We start from the raw sequence: 17014 nt of genomic DNA on the forward strand, positions 1-17014 counted from the left end.
GAAGGAGAAAGCATGGCCCTGCTGACCATCGGCGACCAGTTCCCCGCCTACAACCTGACCGCGGTGATCGGTGGCGATCTGTCCAAGGTGAACGCTCAGCAGCCCGACGATTACTTCACCCAGGTCTCCAGCGACGATTACGCGGGCAAGTGGCGCATCGTGTTCTTCTGGCCGAAGGACTTCACCTTCGTGTGCCCGACCGAGATCGCCGCGTTCGGCAAGCTGAACGACGAGTTCGCCGACCGCGACGCCCAGGTGCTCGGCGCCTCGGTCGACAACGAGTTCGTGCACTTCCAGTGGCGGGCCCAGCACGAGGACCTGAAGACCCTGCCGTTCCCGATGCTGTCGGACCTCAAGCGCGAGCTGGTCGCCGCCACCGGCGTGCTGAACGCCGACGGCGTCGCCGACCGCGCCACCTTCATCGTCGACCCGAACAACGAGATCCAGTTCGTGTCGGTCACCGCCGGTTCCGTGGGCCGCAACGTCGACGAGGTGCTGCGCGTGCTGGACGCGCTGCAGTCCGACGAGTTGTGCGCCTGCAACTGGAAGAAGGGTGACCCGACCATCGACGCCGGCGAGCTGCTGGCCGCGAGCGTCTGAGAGCCGAAAGGAACGTCCCGGCTGTGACCGTCGAGAATCTGAAGAACTCCCTTCCCGAGTACGCCAAGGACCTCAAGCTCAACCTCTCGTCCATCGCGCGGTCCACCGTGCTGAACGAGCAGCAGCTGTGGGGAACCCTGCTGGCTACCGCCGCCGCCACCCGCTCGGCCACCACGCTGCGCGAGATCGCGGACGAGGCCGCCGACACGCTGTCGGCGGAGGCGTACAACGCCGCCCTCGGCGCTGCCTCGATCATGGGCATGAACAACGTGTTCTACCGGGGCCGGGCATTCCTGGAGGGCCGCTACGACGATCTGCGGGCCGGGCTGCGCATGCAGATCATCGGCAATCCGGGTGTCGACAAGGCCGACTTCGAACTGTGGTCGTTCGCGGTGTCGTCGATCAACGGCTGCCAGCACTGCCTGGAGGCGCACGAGCACACGCTGCGCGAGGCGGGCGTGTCGCGCGAGGCGATCTTCGAGGCGCTGCGGGTGGCCGCCATCGTCGCCGGTGTCGGCCAGGCGGTGCAGTCCACCGAGGCGCTGGCCACGGCCGCCGTCTGATTCGGTATACCGGTGCCCCGCCCCGACAAACGTTCGGGGCGGGGCACTTTCGTGTGCGGCGAACATCCGTGCCGCGATCACACTCGGCCGTGCGGCGGTTGCGCACCCGCGTGGCGGATCGTGCGTTCCGCCGCGCGTAGGCTGAACCACCATGGGCGGACTCGAGAGCGACGGCACGCAGATCGAGGTGGTTCGGGTCTTCACCGATGCGACGGGCCGGTTCGGCAATCCGCTGGGCATCGCCCGCGCGGGCGACGTCGTCGATGTCGACCATCAGGCGCTGGCGGCACGGGCCGGATACAGCGAGACCGTCGTCGTCGAACAACCCGACGAGGGCACGGCACGAATGCGGATCTACACCCCGGCCGTCGAGCTGCCCTTCGCCGGTCATCCGACCGTCGGCACCGCGTGGTGGCTGTCCGAACAGGGCACGCCGGTCGAGGTGCTCCGGGTGCCGGCCGGCCCGGTCGCGGTGGCGCCGGTGAACGGCATGACCTGGGTCGAGGCCCGCGCGGAATGGGCCCCGGTGTTCGCCTTTCACGAGTTCGACGAGGCCGGGCTCATCGCGACGCTGGACCCGGCCGACTTCCCCGACGGCCAGCACTACGTCTGGGCCTGGACCGACGAGGCCCGCGGCGCGGTGCGCACCCGAATGTTCGCCCCCGCCATGGGTGTTGCCGAGGACGAGGCCACCGGCGCCGCCGCCATCGCCCTCACCGCACGGTTGCGCCGCGGGTTGATCATCACCCAGGGCGAAGGCTCCCAGCTGTTCACCGAATGGAATTCCGACGGGTGGGTGCGCCTGGGCGGCCGCACGGTCGCCGATCGAGCCGTCGTCGTCTGACCGGCCCGTCGCGTAACGATATCGATCCCCGCCGGGCACAGGGCTACGACACCCTCGGGCCGGGGAGGTCGAAGAGGTGTTCGTGACATCGCCGGTGCTCGGGGTGCGAGGGGTCAGCCGACGACCGCGGCGACGAGCATGTAGGCCGTGCCGAGGTCCATGACGATGTGCGGGGCCATGGCGGCTCGGCCGGGCGCATGCGGAAGAGCATGGCGCAGCAGGTTTTTCGCCCCCGGCGTCAGCATGAGCAGGGCATCGGCGGCGAACAGGGCCGCCAGTAGCGACACCGGAAGCGCCGGTGCGTCGTGCCTGCCCCCGTGGGTATGCCCCGACATCGCCCACAGCATGGCCGCCGCGGCGACCACGTGGTAGGCCAGCGCGCCCACTCGGCCGCCGGATACCGGCGGTACGGCAGCACGGCGCTGCGCGATCCGGCCCACCAGCAGCACCGAGTACACGACGACCATCGCGGTGAGCACACCGTGCACGGCAGCGGACACCGTGCTCGGCAGCACCAGCATCGCGAGCATCACCAGGCACATGAGCAGGTGCGCCGCCTCCGATTCGCGATCGGCCACCGCCGGCGGGGCACCCGCTCTCCCCTCCGCACAGTCCGGGACCGCGGTCACGAACCGTGTCCCCACGAGCACGGCCGTCACCACGAACGCGGCGGCCACACCCCAGCGCAGCATCTCGCTCTGCACCACAGCGCCCACACCCACCACCTCTCGCCGCCGAGCCGGTCCCACCATGGTCGCACCGGCCATAGGTCCAGGTAGGCCCTTCGCCGTCGGCAACGCTGCCCCCGGACTGCCGCCTCACTGCCCTTGGTCTCCGTTGACCGGCTCGCCACCGGCAGGTCCCGTCGACGTGCGGCAGGGCGCCGGATACCGTGCCGCCATGCGGATCGTGCCGGACGACCTGACCGGGGCCGAGGTGATCGGGCTGCTCGAGGAGCATCTCCGCGATATGCGGGCGACCTCCCCCGAGGACAGCATGCACGCACTGGACCTCGACGGACTGCGCAAGCCCGAGGTGTCGTTCTGGTCGGCGTGGGACGGCGAGCGACTCGCCGGGTGCGCGGCGCTGCAGGAGCTCGATCCGGCCCACGGTGAGATCAAGTCGATGCGCACCGCCCGCGACCACCGGGGGCGCGGCGTCGGCGCGCTGCTGCTGCGCCATCTCCTCGACACCGCCCGGAACCGCGGCTACACGCGGCTGAGCCTGGAAACCGGTGCGCAGCACTACTTCTCGCCCGCACACCGGCTCTACGAGCGGCACGGATTCCGGCGCTGCGCCCCGTTCGCCGACTACACCGACGACCCGAACAGCGTTTTCATGACGTTGCCACTGTGACGCCGAATCCCGGTACGCTCGGCACCGCCCGAAGACGCTCGGCACCGGGCGATTCCGCCGCCGGCGGGATCAGCCGAGCGCGCGCCCGAACGCCGCCGCCAGCTCCGCGACCTGCTCCTCGGAGATCACGAAGGACGGCGAGATCTGCAACGCGCCCTGCCCCGCGGCTCGTCCCGAAACACCCTGCGCGCGTAGCGCCTTCACCATTGCCGGGCCCTCGGCCGGATCGGCCATCTGGACGGCCGCGACCGCGCCCAGACCGCTGCGCACCTCCGCGACCCGCGGATGGGCGGCCAGCGGCGAGAGGTGTTCCTCCAGCAGCGACTCCAGATTCTTGCTGGCGCCCAGCAGATCCTCGCGCTCGAGGATGTCCAGGTTGGCCATCGCGGCCGCCGCCGAACCCGCGTGCCCGCCGTAGGTGTAGCCGTGCCGGAACCACACCCCGCCGGAGAAGAACGGCTCGGCCACCCGCGGCGCGACGAACACCGCGCCCATCGGCAGGTAGCCCGAGGTGAGGCCCTTGGCTGTGGTCATCAGATCGGGCTCCAGGCCGAATCGCGAAGAGGCGAACCAGGATCCGCCGATCCGGCCGAATCCGGTGACGACCTCGTCGGCGACGAACAGGATGTCGTGCTCGCGGCACAGCCGGCGCACCTCGGCCAGGTAACCCTCGGGCGGCAGGTACACGCCGCCGGCCCCGATGATCGGCTCGCAGAAGAACGCCGCGATGCGCTCGGCGCCCACCTCGCCGATCAGCGCCCGCAGCGCCCGCGGCTCGTCCCACTCCACGGTCCGGGCGTCGGGCATCAACTCGCCGTAGCCCTCCCGGTTCACGCCGATACCGCCGAGCGCGGTGCCCGCGACGTGCATGCCGTGATAGGCCAGCCGGCGGCCGACGATCAGCGTCTTCTCCGGCTTGCCCTGCTCGTGCCAGTACCGCCGGGCCAGCTTGGCGGCGGTGTCGACGGAGTCGGAGCCGCCGGAGGTGAACAGGATCCGGCTGCCCGGCACCGGCGCCAGGTCCGCCAGGCGCTCGGCCAGCCGCTGCGTGACCGGTGCCGTGATGTCGCCGAAGTTGGAATAGTGCGCGAGGTCGGACAGCTGCGCCGCGACCGCGTCGGCGATCTCGCGGCGGCCGTGGCCGACATTGGTGAACCACAGGCCGGCGGTGGCGTCCAGGTACCGGGTGCCGGCCTGGTCCCAGATGTAGGCGCCCTCACCGCGGGCCACCACGAACGCACCGTCGCGCTCGACGGCCCCCATGTCGGCGAAACCGTGCCACAACGCGCCCATCTCGGGCTCCTCTCCTCGCGCCTCACCGGATGCGGGCCACGTCCGCCGCAATCCGTCGGCGACACCCGGGAACCGTGACGCACCCCACCGTTGCCGGCAGGTCACCGACCAGCCGTTCCGGTCGTCGTTCGACGCGGGTGCCGCGCCGCCAGACTACCGGTGACCTGGACGGCCGTACCCATCGGTGCGGGCGGACGTCCCGGCCGGCCCCGCCGGTCCCCGCCCGGCAAACAACATGCCCGCCCCGGCCAAGGCCACCGCCAGCAGCGTGAACACCGCCGCCAGCACGATGAACCCGATCAGCACCGAGGGGTACCCCTGCACACGCGGATCCAGGAACGGGTAGGGGTACCAGTCGACGAGCTCACCGCGGACAAGGCTGTACACCCCGTACGCCGCCGGATAGCCCAGCCAGCCGGCGACGAGCCCGGCGCGCACGGCCAACCGGGCCGGTATCAGCAGCCAGTCGGCCACCAGCACGATCGGCAGCACCCGGTGCAGGATGTCGTCGATCCATCGGTCGCGCAGCATGACATCGGCGCCGGACAGCAGGACGGCGTACACCAGGCCCGTGATCAACAAGTACAGCGCGCCCGCGCCACGGACCAGCTGCCAGCCCAGGTTCCGGGGATCGCACAGGCCGCCGACCAGCAGCACCACGACACCGAGAATATTCGACTCGATCGTGAAATAGCTCAGGTAGTTACCCAGTGAGAATGTGCTCGCACCGAGGTCGCGCACCGGAATCCAGACCAGCGCAACGACTCCCAGCACCCCGAACCCGATCCGCAGGGCCCGGACCCACGGCGGCGCACCTGCGGCGACCATGATCCGATCTTCGCACGGCCACGGGCGATATCTACGAATTGCGGCATATCCGTGGCTAACATTGTCGGCCGATCCCGCGACGGTCGGCCCGGACTCAGGGCGAACCCGCGAGCGGTTCTCGGTGACCGCCGTCGCGTATCCGGCCGGCCCCGCGGCGGGCCGCGGAGAATACGGCGGCAACCAGCGCACGAACCCGAGAACGGACTAATGCCACGATCCCGGCCAACACGGAGAGCATGCGCAGCGCGCGGACCCACGGGGGCGTTCCGGAGCGAGTGGCCATGCCCCGATATTGACATACCGATCAGTACACACGGAACCGATCCGGCCCGATAGCAACCGATCAGTGATCACCGTGTGGACCCTCCGTACCAGGTCACGGCGGCGGCTTCGCTAGGCTGGACGGTGCAATGTCCAGGACAGCCGCCCTTCCCCGCGAGCTCCGCACCCGCCTGGCCGATCTCTCGATCCGCGACGAACACCGGTTGCGCCGGCGGCTCGACAAGGCCCGCGGCGGCGACCTCGGCACCCTCGAGGCCGAGATCAGCACCGCCGAGCAGCGCATCGCGGCCCGGCGGGCCGCCGTCCCCGCGATCGGATTCCCCGAACAACTGCCGGTGTCGGCCCGACGCGACGATATCGCCGCGGCCATCGCCGCACACCAGGTCGTGGTGGTGGCCGGTGAGACCGGCTCCGGTAAGACCACCCAGATCCCGAAGATCTGTCTCGAACTGGGCCGCGGCATCCGCGGCACGATCGGGCACACCCAGCCCCGCCGCCTGGCGGCGCGCACGGTCGCCGAGCGCATCGCCGAAGAGCTGGGCACCGAGCTGGGCGATGTGGTCGGCTACACGGTGCGGTTCACCGATCAGGCGTCCGAGCGCACCCTGGTCAAGCTGATGACCGACGGCATCCTGCTCGCCGAGATCCAGCGCGACCGGCTGCTGCGCCGCTACGACACGATCATCATCGACGAGGCGCACGAGCGCAGCCTCAACATCGACTTCCTGCTCGGATACCTGAAGCGGCTGCTGCCCGAGCGGCCGGACCTGAAGGTGATCATCACCTCGGCCACGATCGATCCGGAGCTGTTCGCGCGGCACTTCGCCGACGAGGAGGGAACGCCCGCACCGATCGTCGAGGTGTCGGGGCGGTCGTATCCGGTGGAGGTCCGGTATCGCCCGCTGGCACTGGAGGTTCCGGCGGCCGACGAGGACGAGGCACCGAACGGGGACGAAGCGCCGGACGAGGACGACGACCCGCGCATCGTCGACCGGGATCCGGTGGACGCCATCGGCGACGCGGTGACCGAGCTGCTCGCCGAGGGCGACGGCGACGTGCTGGTCTTCCTGTCCGGCGAGCGCGAAATCCGGGACACCGCCGACGCATTGCGCGATCTGCGGCTGCCGCGCACCGAGATCGTGCCGCTGTATGCGCGGCTGTCGGCGGCCGAGCAGCACCGGGTGTTCGAGCCGCACACCGGACGTCGCGTGGTGCTGGCCACCAACGTCGCCGAGACCTCGCTGACCGTTCCCGGCATCCGCTACGTCGTGGATCCGGGCACCGCCCGCATATCCCGGTATTCGCTGCGCACGAAGGTGCAGCGGCTGCCGATCGAGCCGATCTCGCAGGCGTCGGCGCGGCAGCGCTCCGGCCGCTGCGGCCGCGTCGCCGACGGCATCTGCATCCGGCTGTACTCCGAGGACGACTACGACGCCCGGCCGCGGTTCACCGAGCCGGAGATCCTGCGCACCAACCTCGCCGCGGTCATCCTGCAGATGGCGGCGCTCGGCCTCGGCGATATCGAGAGCTTCCCGTTCGTGGAGCCGCCCGACAGCCGCGCGATCCGCGACGGCATCGCGCTGCTGGAAGAACTGGGCGCCCTCGCTCGAAGACCCGATGCGGCAAAGCAATCCGACGAGGTGCCCGCCGACGCCGGGGATCGCTCCGGGAACGGTGCGCAGCGAGCCGGGAGCGGGGAGCAGACCTCGCGCGGTCCCGGAGACACCCGTACCCCGGCCACCTCCGAAGCCGCGGCCGCCGAACCGCCGGCGCCCGCGCGGGACGAAGCCGCCGACGGTTCCGGAGCCACCTCCGACCACGGCGATACGGTGCACGGCCGTGGCCGCGCCGCGGACGCCGCGCCGCGGCGGGGCCGGGCCGAGCGCCGCGGGCGGCGGGGACGGCACCACCGCGAGGTCGTGGTGGGCGATCTGGTGCTGACCGCGGTGGGCCGGGAGATGGCGCAGATTCCGGTCGATCCGCGGATGGCGCGAATGCTGGTGCAGGCCAACCGCAATGGCTGCCTGCCCGAGGTGCTGGTGATCGTGGCGGCGCTGTCGATCCAGGACGTGCGCGAGCGGCCGGCCGAGTTCCGGCAGGCCGCCGACGCCAAGCACGCCCGGTTCGCCGTACCGGGCTCGGACTTCCTCGCCTACCTGCGGCTGTGGGACTACCTGCGCGGGCAGCGGAATGCCTTGTCGTCCAACCAGTTCCGGCGGATGTGCCGCGACGAGTTCCTGCACTACCTGCGCATCCGGGAATGGCAGGACCTGCAGGGGCAGTTGCGCACCATCACCAAGGGCCTGGGCTGGGACAGCGACGCGCGGCTCGCGGCGGTGGACGAGCAGCAGGTGCTGGACCCGGCGGCCGAGCTGCCCTGGGATTCCACGGCCGTACATCAGGCGCTGCTGGCGGGCATGCTGTCGCACATCGGCGTCCGGGAGGCCGAGACGCGGGAGTTCCTCGGCGCGCGCAACACCAAGTTCATGGTCTTCCCCGGTTCGGCCCTGGCCAAGAAGCCACCGCGCTGGGTGATGGCCGCCGAGCTGGTGGAGACCTCGCGGCTGTGGGGCCGCATCGCCGGGCGCATCGAGCCGGAATGGGCCGAGCGGCTGGCGGGCGATCTGGTGAAACGCGCCCACTCCGAACCACATTGGTCGTCCAAGCGGGGCGCCGCCATGGCCTACGAGCGGGTCACGCTCTACGGCCTGCCGCTGGTGGCGCGGCGCCGCGTCGATTTCGGCCGGATCGATCCGCAGCTGTCGCGCGAGCTGTTCATCCGGCACGCGCTGGTCCAGGGCGAGTGGCAGACCCGGCACGAGTTCTTCCACCGCAACCGGGAGCTGATCGACGACGTCGCGGATCTGGAGAACCGGGCCCGCCGCCGCGACATCCTCGTCGACGACCAGGTGCTGTTCGAGTTCTACGATCGGCGCATCCCTGCCGACGTGGTCTCGGTGCGGCACTTCGACAGCTGGTGGCGTCGGGCGGAACGGGAAGACCCGGCGCTGCTGGACTTTTCGACGTCGACCGTCGTGAACGAGGAGGCGGCGCGGCTCGACCCGGCCGCGTTTCCGGACAGCTGGCGCCAGGGCGAGCTGTCCCTCGCACTGACCTATCAGTTCGAACCCGGCCAAGCCGATGACGGTGTCACCGTGCACATTCCGGTCGCGCAGCTGGCGCATGTGCGGGCGGTCGGATTCGACTGGCTGGTGCCCGGTATGCGCGAGGAGCTGACGGCCGCCCTGATCAAGACGCTGCCGAAACACCTGCGGCGCAGCGTCGTACCGGCGCCCGACTTCGCCCGGGCGGCGCTGGCACGGCTCACCCCGCGGGCCGAACCGCTGCGCACCGGACTGGCGCGGGAGCTGTCGCGGCTCGGCTCGACGACGATCAATCCGGCCGACCTGGACCCGGCCGCACTGCCCGATCATCTGCGCATGACGTTCGCCGCGACCGGCCCCGACGGCACGGTGATCGAGCGCGGCAAGAGCCTGGCCGCCTTGAAAACCGCCCTGGCCGAGCAGGTGTCGAAATCTGTGTCGCGGGCCACGGCCGCCGCCGAGCGGGCCCCGGCGACGGTGTGGACCTCGGAATCACTGGGCACGCTCCCGCCGACGGTGCGCCGCGAGGTGGGCGGACAGACCATCACCGGTTATCCGGCGCTCGTCCCGGAGAGTGACGGGGTGGCCGTCCGGGTGTTGTCGTCACAGGCCCAGCAGGCGGCGGCGATGCGGGCCGGCACCCGCGCCCTGGTGCTGGGCGAGTTGCCGTCCTCGACGCGCGCGGTGACCGCCGGCCTGTCCCCCGCCGACCGCCTGGCCCTCAGCCAGAATCCGTACGGCTCGCTGGACGCGCTGATCGAGGACTGCCGCACCTGCGCCGCCGACGAGCTGATCGCCGCCCACGGCGGGCCGGTCCGCAGTCCCGAGCGGTTCCGGGAGCTGGTGGACACGATCCGGCCGCGGTTCTCGGAGACCGTCGCCCGGATCGTGCGGCTGGTGGTGCCGGTGCTCGCCGAGGCCCACCGGGTGCGCACCGCGCTGCCGGGCACCACCGATCCCGATATCGCCGACGACGTCACCCATCAGCTCGACGAGTTGGTCTTCCCCGGGTTCGTCCGGGAGTTCGGCAGCACCCGCCTGCGCGAACTGCCCCGCTATCTGCGGGCCGCCGTGCTGCGCCTGGAGGCGCTGCCCTCCTCCGCCGATCGTGATCGCCGCGGCATGGCCGAACTCGATCGCGTGCACGCCGCCTATCAGCGGCTGCTCGACGCCCTGCCGCCCGCGCGCCGCACCTCCCCCGAGATCACCGAAATCTGGTGGATGACAGAGGAATTGCGGGTCAGCCTGTTCGCCCAGCAGCTCGGCACGCCGCATCCGGTGTCGGCCAAGCGAATCGAGAAGACGATCGCCGCGGTGCGCTCGGCGCCCGCCCGCACCGCACGCCGCTGAGCGGGAACGGTCAGTCCGCGTGGGCACCCACGGCGTTCTCCGCGCGACGGTGGCGCAGATCGGCGATCTCGCGTTCGAAATCCTCTGCGGAGCTGAAGGATCGGTACACCGACGCGAACCGCAGATAGGCCACCTCGTCCAGGTCGCGCAGCGGGCCCAGGATGGCCAGGCCCACCTCGTGGCTGGGCACCTCCGGCGAACCCGTCGCCCGCACCGCGTCCTCCACCTGCTGGGCGAGCAGGTTCAGCGCATCGTCGTCGACCTCGCGGCCCTGACAGGCACGGCGCACCCCTCGGATCACCTTCTCGCGACTGAACGGCTCGGTGACACCACTGCGTTTCACCACCGAGAGGATGGCGGTCTCGACTGTGGTGAACCGCCGGCCGCATTGCGGACAGGCGCGACGGCGCCTGATGGCGGAGCCTTCCTCGGCTTCACGCGAGTCGACGACCCGCGAATCCGGGTGCCGGCAGTAGGGGCAATGCATCCGAGATCCTTCGTCGATGCCTGCATCGGTCTACGGCGACGCGGTCGGTCGTCGCCGTACAGCGCGCTGCTGTCTTCATACACAGCAGTATCGAGGATACCTGCAGGACATGGACGAAGGCCGGGTGCACCCCTGGACAGACCGGCCGGACCCCGGCCGACACCCTTTTCGGGCCCGGACCGGCACCGGCCGATCCGGCCCGCGCACCCGGGGCGGGACCAGTGACACCGGGACGACGCGCCCCCCGGCCGCGGCGCTCAGCGGTCGGTGGCCGGCACGATCAACGTGCGCCCGGGCGCCACCTCGGCACCGCGCAAACCATTGAGCTCCACGATCTTTCGGACCGTATCGCGCACCGGATCACCCGGCGCCACCCGGGCGGCGACATCGGACAGCGACTCTCCCTCGTGCACCCGCACCGCCGATGTCGGCTCCGCCGCACCGCCGGTGCTCAGTTGTGCCAGCCCGAACAGGCCGCACACGGCCGCGGCGCTGAGCACCGCGGCCGCCGCCAGGGTCGCGAACCCGACCCGCGCCCGGGCGACTCGGTCCATCGGGTGCGGAGAACGCGACAGCTCCACGTGCTGCCGGTCGTAGCGCACCACCGCGGCACGGGGGCGATCGCCGCCGGGGCGCCTGGTGTCGGCGCGGCGGCGGACGGGCTCGACGGCGCGCGATCGCGACGGCGGACGCTGAGCATGCGGTATGGTGTCGAAGCCCAGATCGGCTCCGGCGGAATCGCATTCGCTGATCGCAGTGCGCATCGGACAGACCTCCAGGTGGTGTCGGGACGGAACCCTGTGCGTGATGAGACTCGGTGTTCGGTTCGGTTCGAGGAGCCAGCGTTCGAACAAGCGGTGTTCGACCCACATGCCGGTCGATCCGCGCCTCGGCCGGCCACCGTGCCGTTCGACCACCGCGCCGTTCGATCATCTGTTCGAAGAACTGATGTTCGATTCTTACCACGAGGCACCGACAAAGTCACGACTTCTCGCGACATGCGTCGAACAGATGTTTGAAACCTGGTGACGAGCGGACTACATTCGAGTCACGAAATCCGGTGAGACCACAGAGGAGTGCCGCGATGGCCGGTCCGCGCGGCGCGAGGAGGATTCAGCACACCCATGAACGGAGGACGGCGACTGTGAGCGAGCCGAGGGCACACACAGCGCGTTCCGCGCCCGACCGCACAACACGTTTCGTACACGAGGGAGCCGTACACGTGGGAGCCGAGCACGAGCGAGGTGAGTCGTGAGCGACAACACGGCAGGCGGCCGGCACGACGCGGACGCCGCCATCGACAGCGCCGAATCATCCGGCACCGAGGCGGATCTCACCGTTCGCCAGCGCAAGGTGCTCGAGGTCATCCGCACCTCGGTCAGCGAGCGCGGCTACCCGCCGAGCATTCGCGAGATCGGCGACGCGGTGGGGCTCACCTCGACCTCCTCGGTCGCCCATCAGCTGCGCGCGCTGGAGCGCAAGGGCTTCCTGCGCCGCGATCCGAATCGCCCACGCGCGGTGGACGTCCGGGGCCTGGACGAGACGGCGATGCGCGCGGTCGGCGCGGTGGCGAACCTGCGCCCGGTGGAGCCCGAGGTCACCGGCGACCAGCCGGCCCCGACCTACGTCCCGGTACTGGGCCGGATCGCCGCCGGTGGTCCGATCCTGGCCGAACAGGCAGTGGAGGACGTGTTCCCGCTCCCCCGCGAGCTGGTCGGCGAGGGCTCGCTGTTCCTGCTGAAGGTCGTCGGCGAGTCGATGGTGGACGCCGCCATCTGCGACGGCGACTGGGTCGTGGTGCGCCAGCAGAACGTCGCCGACAACGGCGATATCGTCGCCGCGATGATCGAGGGCGAGGCGACGGTCAAGACGTTCAAGCGCTCCGGCAAGCAGGTCTGGCTCATGCCGCACAACCCGCTGTTCGAGCCGATCCCCGGCAACGACGCCCAGATCCTGGGCAAGGTCGTCACGGTGATCCGCAAGGTCTAGGCGGCCGAGGCCGAGGCCGAGGCGAGCGGGACCGAGCAGATCCGGAGCGCGCCGGTCCGGGGATCGGTGGCATCGCGGCCGCACGGCGGCTCAGCCGCCGGTGGTCACCTCGGTCACGCCGCCGACGACGTGTGTCGCGATATCGCCACGCATGCGGTTCTCGCAGAGCACCCGCACCGCGTGCCGGCCGGGCGGCACGGGGCCCGACTCGAGATCGACGACGCCGTCGGCGCGCACCGGACGCCACGGCCCGTCGATGTCGCGAGCGGCGATCTGGCAGTCGTGACCGGGCTTCGCACCGGTGACGTGCGCGTGGATGTGAGCACCGCCGCGGAAGTCGACGGCGGGCTCCGCCCCCGCCACACCGGCGCCGGCCAGTAGCCCGGCGGCCGAAACCGTCACCAGCACGGCACGAATGGCGAGCGCTCGATGTCGCGTCATAGCCCCATGGTCCACCCACGACCACGAAAAACCACTCACCCACACCCCGTGTCGCCGACGTCCATCGAAGGCGTTTCGTACGGTTGCTCCTGAATAACTGCCGGGCATGCGTCAACGGCCGGACCGCCGCTCGTGACAAGCGCGGAACGAGACGAACACGGAACAACCGGCCGACGCGCACCCGGACGCATGCGCTCACACCGCATTCCGTCGACGCCCCGCACGGTGCACTACGCGGGACTCGGCGCCCCGGTGCCGAACTCGGGTGTGGCAGCGCGAGTGAACGGCGGCGACACCGCACCGGCCGTACGGCGCGCGGGTCACAGCAACGGTCCGTACGACCGCCGAACGAGTCCTCGCCGCCGTGCCGGATTCTGCATCCCGCGGTGAGTTCTCGCACTACGACGAGGCGGAGGGGCGATGCACGGCGGGCGATTCGGAACAACCGGACAGCACGGCCGGGCGCAGGTGCGCCGGGCCGTGGGTGATCTCGCAGTGCGGCGCCGACGGGGCGCCGAGTTCGATCAGCCGGGGCTGAGCGTGATCGACCTGCAGGGTGGCGTGTTCGATGTGGTGCTCGTCGGCCAGCCAGCGCGCCACGCCCTCGCGCACGGCGTGGCAGTCGCGGCCCGGTTCGACCAGGACGTGCGCCGACAGTGCCGGCGACCCGGAGGTGATCTCCCAGATATGCAGGTCGTGCACCTCGACGACGCCGTCGCGGGCGGCCATGGCCCGGCCGATCGCCGACGGATCCAGGTCGGCGGGCGCCGCCTCCAGGAAGATCCGGCTCGACGCGCGCACCAGCCCCACCCCGGCCCGCACCATCAGCACGACCACCACCAGGGTGGCGATGCCGTCGGCACGGCCGAAGCCGGTCACCATGATGACCGCACCGGCGATCGCCGTGGCGATGAACGCGAACAGATCGTTGAGGATGTGCTGGAAGGCGCCCTCGATGTTCAGGCTGGCGCGGTCGGCCCGCGAAATCATCCACGTGGCAACCAGATTCACCACGACACCGACCAGTGCGGTACCCAGCACCAGCCCGCCGGACACCGCCGGCGGGTGTACCAGGCGCTGGATCGCCTCGTAGGTCAGCCAGACCGCCAGCAGCAGCAACGTCACACCGTTGGCCTGCGCCGAGAGGATCTCCACCCGCTTCCAGCCGAAGGTCATCCGGCCCGTGGCGGGCCGGGCGGACAGCCGCATCGCCCACAGCGCCAGGGCGATGGAGGCGGCGTCGGTGAGCATGTGCGCGGCATCCGACAGCAGCGCCAGCGAGCCGGCGAGCACGCCCACCACGACCTCGCCGAGCAGGAACAGCACGATCACCGCCAGTGCCCCGGCCAACCAGCGCCTGTCACCATCGGGCGATGCGTGTGCATGCGCATGTCCCGCGCCCATCATGTCCCCTCTCCTGCTCTTAACCGACCACACGCGATGGTATGCACACATCGCTATGTATTCAAGAGCGACGCGCTCGCACGAGGGTTAAGACAGAAAAACTTGCAAGTTTGCCTGTCTTATTTCAGACTGGTGTCATGGCGGACGATCGGCACCCCCCGGGCGATCGCTCGGCGAATGAGCTGGCCGCGGCCGCGAGCGATCTGCGCGTAACCGTCAGCCGGCTGTTGCGGCGACTGCGGTCCACGCACTCCGGTCTCGAGGTGACGCCCTCGCAGTCGGTGGCGCTGAGCCGGCTGCTCAGCGACGGCCCGGCGACGGTGGCCGCACTCGCCCGCGCGGAGAACGTGCGGCCGCAGTCGATGCGGCTGACCGTCGCCGCGCTGGAGGAACACGGCCTGGTCGAGCGCGCCCCGCACCCGACCGATCAGCGCCAGGTGCTGATGACGCCGACCGCCGAGGCGCAGCGGCTGATCACGGCCGCGCGCGCCGCGAAGGAGGACTGGCTGGCGCAGGCCATGGCCGCGAAACTGTCACGCGCCGAACAGGATTCGCTACTCGCGGCGATTCCGCTGCTGCGCCGCCTCCTCGACTGACCGAACCACAGATCCGAACGATGAAGAGGTATTCCGTGCCCGCCACCACCCTCGATCCGAAGACCGCCCTGGTGCTCATCGACCTGCAGCGCGGCATCGTCGGCGCGCCGACCGTGCCGCACACCGCCGCCGACGTGGTCGCCCGCGGCGCCGAGCTCGCCCGCGCGTTCCGCACGGCCGGGCTGCCGGTCGCGCTGGTCCGGGTCTCGTTCGCATCCGACGGGGCCGACGCGCCCCCCGGCCGGACCGAGGTCGGCGGCCGGTCGAGCCCGCCGCCGCAGGGCTGGGACACGCTGGTGGACGAGCTCGACGTGCAACCGACCGACCTGGTCGTCACCAAGCGGAACTGGGGCGCCTTCCACGGCACCGATCTGGATGTGCAGCTGCGCCGCCGGGGCGTCACCGGCATCGTGCTGGGCGGCGTCGCGACCAGCATCGGCGTAGAGTCCACCGCCCGCGCCGCGCACGAGCACGGCTACCACGTCACCATCGCGACCGACGCGGCCGCCGACCGCGACGCCGATTCGCACGAACACAGCGTGACCAAGATCTTCCCCCGCCTCGGGGAAACCGGCACCACCGAGGAGATCCTCGCGCTGCTCCCCCGGGACGCCTGAGCGCCGCTCACGCCAGGGACAGCGCCGCTCACGCCAGGAGTATCGGGGCCTGCCGACCACCGGCAGGCCCCGGCAGTCTCAGACCGCCACCGGTCCACCCAGCGCCAGTCGCCCAGCACAACCAGCACGCCCAGCACCCGCCCGTCGCGCAACGCGACCGGCACACCCAGCGCTCCCGCCAGTTACGCAATGCAACAGGGACGTCCAATGCTCCCGCCAGTTGCCCAGCACAACCGGCACACCCAGCGCCCCGCCAGTTGCCCAGCACAACCGATACACCCAGCGCTCCCGCCGGTCGCCCCCAGCACACCCAGCTCACTCCCCAGTCGCCGACCGCCACCGGTGCACACAGCTCTTCCGCCGGTTGCCCAGCTCGACCGACACCTTTTGCTTCCCCGTCAGTCGCCGAACGCGGCCGGCACACCCAACTGCCGATACAGATCGAGCCGGTCCTGATACTGCCGATCGCGCACGACCCGCAGATCACCGTCGAAGACGAGCACCTTCGCGTAGGCGATCCGGAACCGGCGCCCCGTGGCCGGCAACAGGGTCGCGCCGCCGAGCACGAAATCGTTCACCGACGTCGCCTCGCCGATCAGTTCGGCGACAACGGATTTCGCGCCGACGGGCCGATCATCCCCGCTATCCGTAACCCCGGTGCCCGTGCCGCCCGACCCGGTCCCGGCGTTCTCGCTACCGGCACCCGGGGAACCGGCGTGTACGGGCCCGATATGCACGGCACCGATCTCCTCGGTGTAGTCCGGAAACGCGGCGAACCAGGCCCTGCTCCAGGCCATGGTCCCCGCCAGATCCAGCCGCAACCCGGTCCCCGTATCGAACCGATACCCCTCGGCACAGGTCTCCGCCCACGACTCCCACCGCTGCCCACTCCAGGCCTGCTGCACCGAGTCGTACGCCCGCCGAACCGAATCCATTGTTCCTCCAACAGAACTCCGCAGATCATCTAACTATAGATAATAGTAGTCAGATAGTCGCCACACCACCCCTGCCCGGACACAGGCGGACCGAGAACCGCTCGTCACGACGCGCTCCCTCGCCGCGCAGGAACGAGAAGCCGCGTCCGGCAACGGGTTCATCTCGCTGCACGCCGACGCTCGAAGCGGCCGGACCCACTTCCGAGACCGCGGACCTCCCGTCCATCGCGGGTCGTGCGCCCGGGCGGACTGCCGCACCGCTGCACCATGCTCCAACTCGTGGCCCGGCGCCCGCCCGGTGCACAAGACATGGTGCGACCGCTGC

General features: G+C 70.7%; 16 protein-coding genes. 8 read left to right on the top strand and 8 right to left on the bottom strand.

Going from position 1 to position 17014, the window contains the following annotated elements; genetic code table 11:
* Positions 1 to 12: 12 nt before the first annotated feature.
* The 3 genes from D892_RS0136955 to D892_RS0136965 all read left to right on the top strand — a co-directional run bounded on the left by D892_RS0136955 (position 13) and on the right by D892_RS0136965 (position 2007).
* On the top strand, positions 13 to 600 hold the full coding sequence (locus tag D892_RS0136955) for a peroxiredoxin (protein WP_024806074.1): 588 nt from the start codon (positions 13 to 15) through the stop codon (positions 598 to 600).
* A 23-nt stretch (positions 601 to 623) separates the two neighbouring features.
* Entirely contained in the window at positions 624 to 1163 is a 540-nt protein-coding gene (locus tag D892_RS0136960; protein ID WP_024806075.1) for a carboxymuconolactone decarboxylase family protein, read from the top strand.
* A gap of 151 nt (positions 1164 to 1314) precedes the next feature.
* Positions 1315 to 2007 (top strand): PhzF family phenazine biosynthesis protein, encoded by a 693-nt coding sequence (locus tag D892_RS0136965; protein WP_024806076.1) that lies wholly within the window; start codon positions 1315 to 1317, stop codon positions 2005 to 2007.
* Positions 2008 to 2120: 113 nt separating this feature from the next.
* Here the strand turns inward: D892_RS0136965 and D892_RS0136970 are convergent, their stop codons facing one another.
* Positions 2121 to 2723 carry a DUF5134 domain-containing protein gene (locus D892_RS0136970; RefSeq protein WP_198037085.1) on the bottom strand — a complete coding sequence of 201 codons (603 nt, stop codon included), beginning with the start codon at positions 2721 to 2723 and terminating at the stop codon, positions 2121 to 2123.
* Between the two features lie 184 nt (positions 2724 to 2907).
* Between D892_RS0136970 and D892_RS0136975 the strand changes: the two genes are divergently transcribed.
* Positions 2908 to 3363, top strand: coding sequence for a GNAT family N-acetyltransferase (locus D892_RS0136975; RefSeq protein WP_024806078.1), 456 nt, complete (start codon positions 2908 to 2910; stop codon positions 3361 to 3363).
* Between the two features lie 69 nt (positions 3364 to 3432).
* On the opposite strand, the gene D892_RS0136980 is transcribed toward D892_RS0136975, so the two are convergent.
* Together D892_RS0136980 and D892_RS0136985 are read right to left on the bottom strand one after the other, a co-directional pair.
* A complete protein-coding gene (locus D892_RS0136980) occupies positions 3433 to 4656 on the bottom strand; it encodes an aspartate aminotransferase family protein (RefSeq protein WP_024806079.1) in 1224 nt (407 codons plus the stop codon).
* Between the two features lie 153 nt (positions 4657 to 4809).
* Positions 4810 to 5484: a Pr6Pr family membrane protein gene (locus D892_RS0136985; protein WP_024806080.1), complete on the bottom strand. Its 675-nt coding sequence runs from the start codon at positions 5482 to 5484 to the stop codon at positions 4810 to 4812.
* A gap of 410 nt (positions 5485 to 5894) precedes the next feature.
* Between D892_RS0136985 and hrpA the strand changes: the two genes are divergently transcribed.
* The gene (hrpA, locus tag D892_RS0136995) at positions 5895 to 10220 is read left to right on the top strand and encodes an ATP-dependent RNA helicase HrpA (RefSeq protein ID WP_024806081.1); all 4326 of its coding nucleotides are present in this window, start codon (positions 5895 to 5897) and stop codon (positions 10218 to 10220) included.
* Between the two features lie 10 nt (positions 10221 to 10230).
* Here hrpA and nrdR read toward each other — a convergent pair whose 3' ends face one another.
* Together nrdR and D892_RS44310 are read right to left on the bottom strand one after the other, a co-directional pair.
* Complete coding sequence (nrdR, locus tag D892_RS0137000) at positions 10231 to 10707, bottom strand: transcriptional regulator NrdR (protein WP_024806082.1); 477 nt, start codon at positions 10705 to 10707, stop codon at positions 10231 to 10233.
* Positions 10708 to 10964: 257 nt separating this feature from the next.
* Positions 10965 to 11471, bottom strand: a complete 507-nt coding sequence (locus tag D892_RS44310; RefSeq protein ID WP_198037086.1) for a LysM peptidoglycan-binding domain-containing protein — start codon at positions 11469 to 11471, stop codon at positions 10965 to 10967.
* 487 nt (positions 11472 to 11958) lie between these two features.
* Here D892_RS44310 and lexA point away from each other — a divergent pair, with 487 nt between their 5' ends.
* The gene (gene lexA, locus D892_RS0137015) at positions 11959 to 12696 is read left to right on the top strand and encodes a transcriptional repressor LexA (protein ID WP_024806084.1); all 738 of its coding nucleotides are present in this window, start codon (positions 11959 to 11961) and stop codon (positions 12694 to 12696) included.
* A gap of 90 nt (positions 12697 to 12786) precedes the next feature.
* Here lexA and D892_RS0137020 read toward each other — a convergent pair whose 3' ends face one another.
* Both D892_RS0137020 and D892_RS0137025 read right to left on the bottom strand, forming a co-directional pair.
* Positions 12787 to 13137 carry a hypothetical protein gene (locus D892_RS0137020; RefSeq protein ID WP_156959861.1) on the bottom strand — a complete coding sequence of 117 codons (351 nt, stop codon included), beginning with the start codon at positions 13135 to 13137 and terminating at the stop codon, positions 12787 to 12789.
* 399 nt (positions 13138 to 13536) lie between these two features.
* The gene (locus D892_RS0137025) at positions 13537 to 14544 is read right to left on the bottom strand and encodes a cation diffusion facilitator family transporter (protein WP_369801793.1); all 1008 of its coding nucleotides are present in this window, start codon (positions 14542 to 14544) and stop codon (positions 13537 to 13539) included.
* Positions 14545 to 14678: 134 nt separating this feature from the next.
* Between D892_RS0137025 and D892_RS0137030 the strand changes: the two genes are divergently transcribed.
* Together D892_RS0137030 and D892_RS0137035 are read left to right on the top strand one after the other, a co-directional pair.
* Complete coding sequence (locus D892_RS0137030; protein WP_024806087.1) at positions 14679 to 15137, top strand: MarR family winged helix-turn-helix transcriptional regulator; 459 nt, start codon at positions 14679 to 14681, stop codon at positions 15135 to 15137.
* A gap of 20 nt (positions 15138 to 15157) precedes the next feature.
* Positions 15158 to 15754: a hydrolase gene (locus D892_RS0137035; RefSeq protein WP_036567757.1), complete on the top strand. Its 597-nt coding sequence runs from the start codon at positions 15158 to 15160 to the stop codon at positions 15752 to 15754.
* A gap of 398 nt (positions 15755 to 16152) precedes the next feature.
* On the opposite strand, the gene D892_RS0137040 is transcribed toward D892_RS0137035, so the two are convergent.
* A complete protein-coding gene (locus D892_RS0137040) occupies positions 16153 to 16689 on the bottom strand; it encodes a hypothetical protein (RefSeq protein ID WP_024806089.1) in 537 nt (178 codons plus the stop codon).
* Positions 16690 to 17014: the final 325 nt, after the last annotated feature.

It is taken from the genome of Nocardia sp. BMG51109, assembly GCF_000526215.1.
Classification (GTDB): domain Bacteria; phylum Actinomycetota; class Actinomycetes; order Mycobacteriales; family Mycobacteriaceae; genus Nocardia.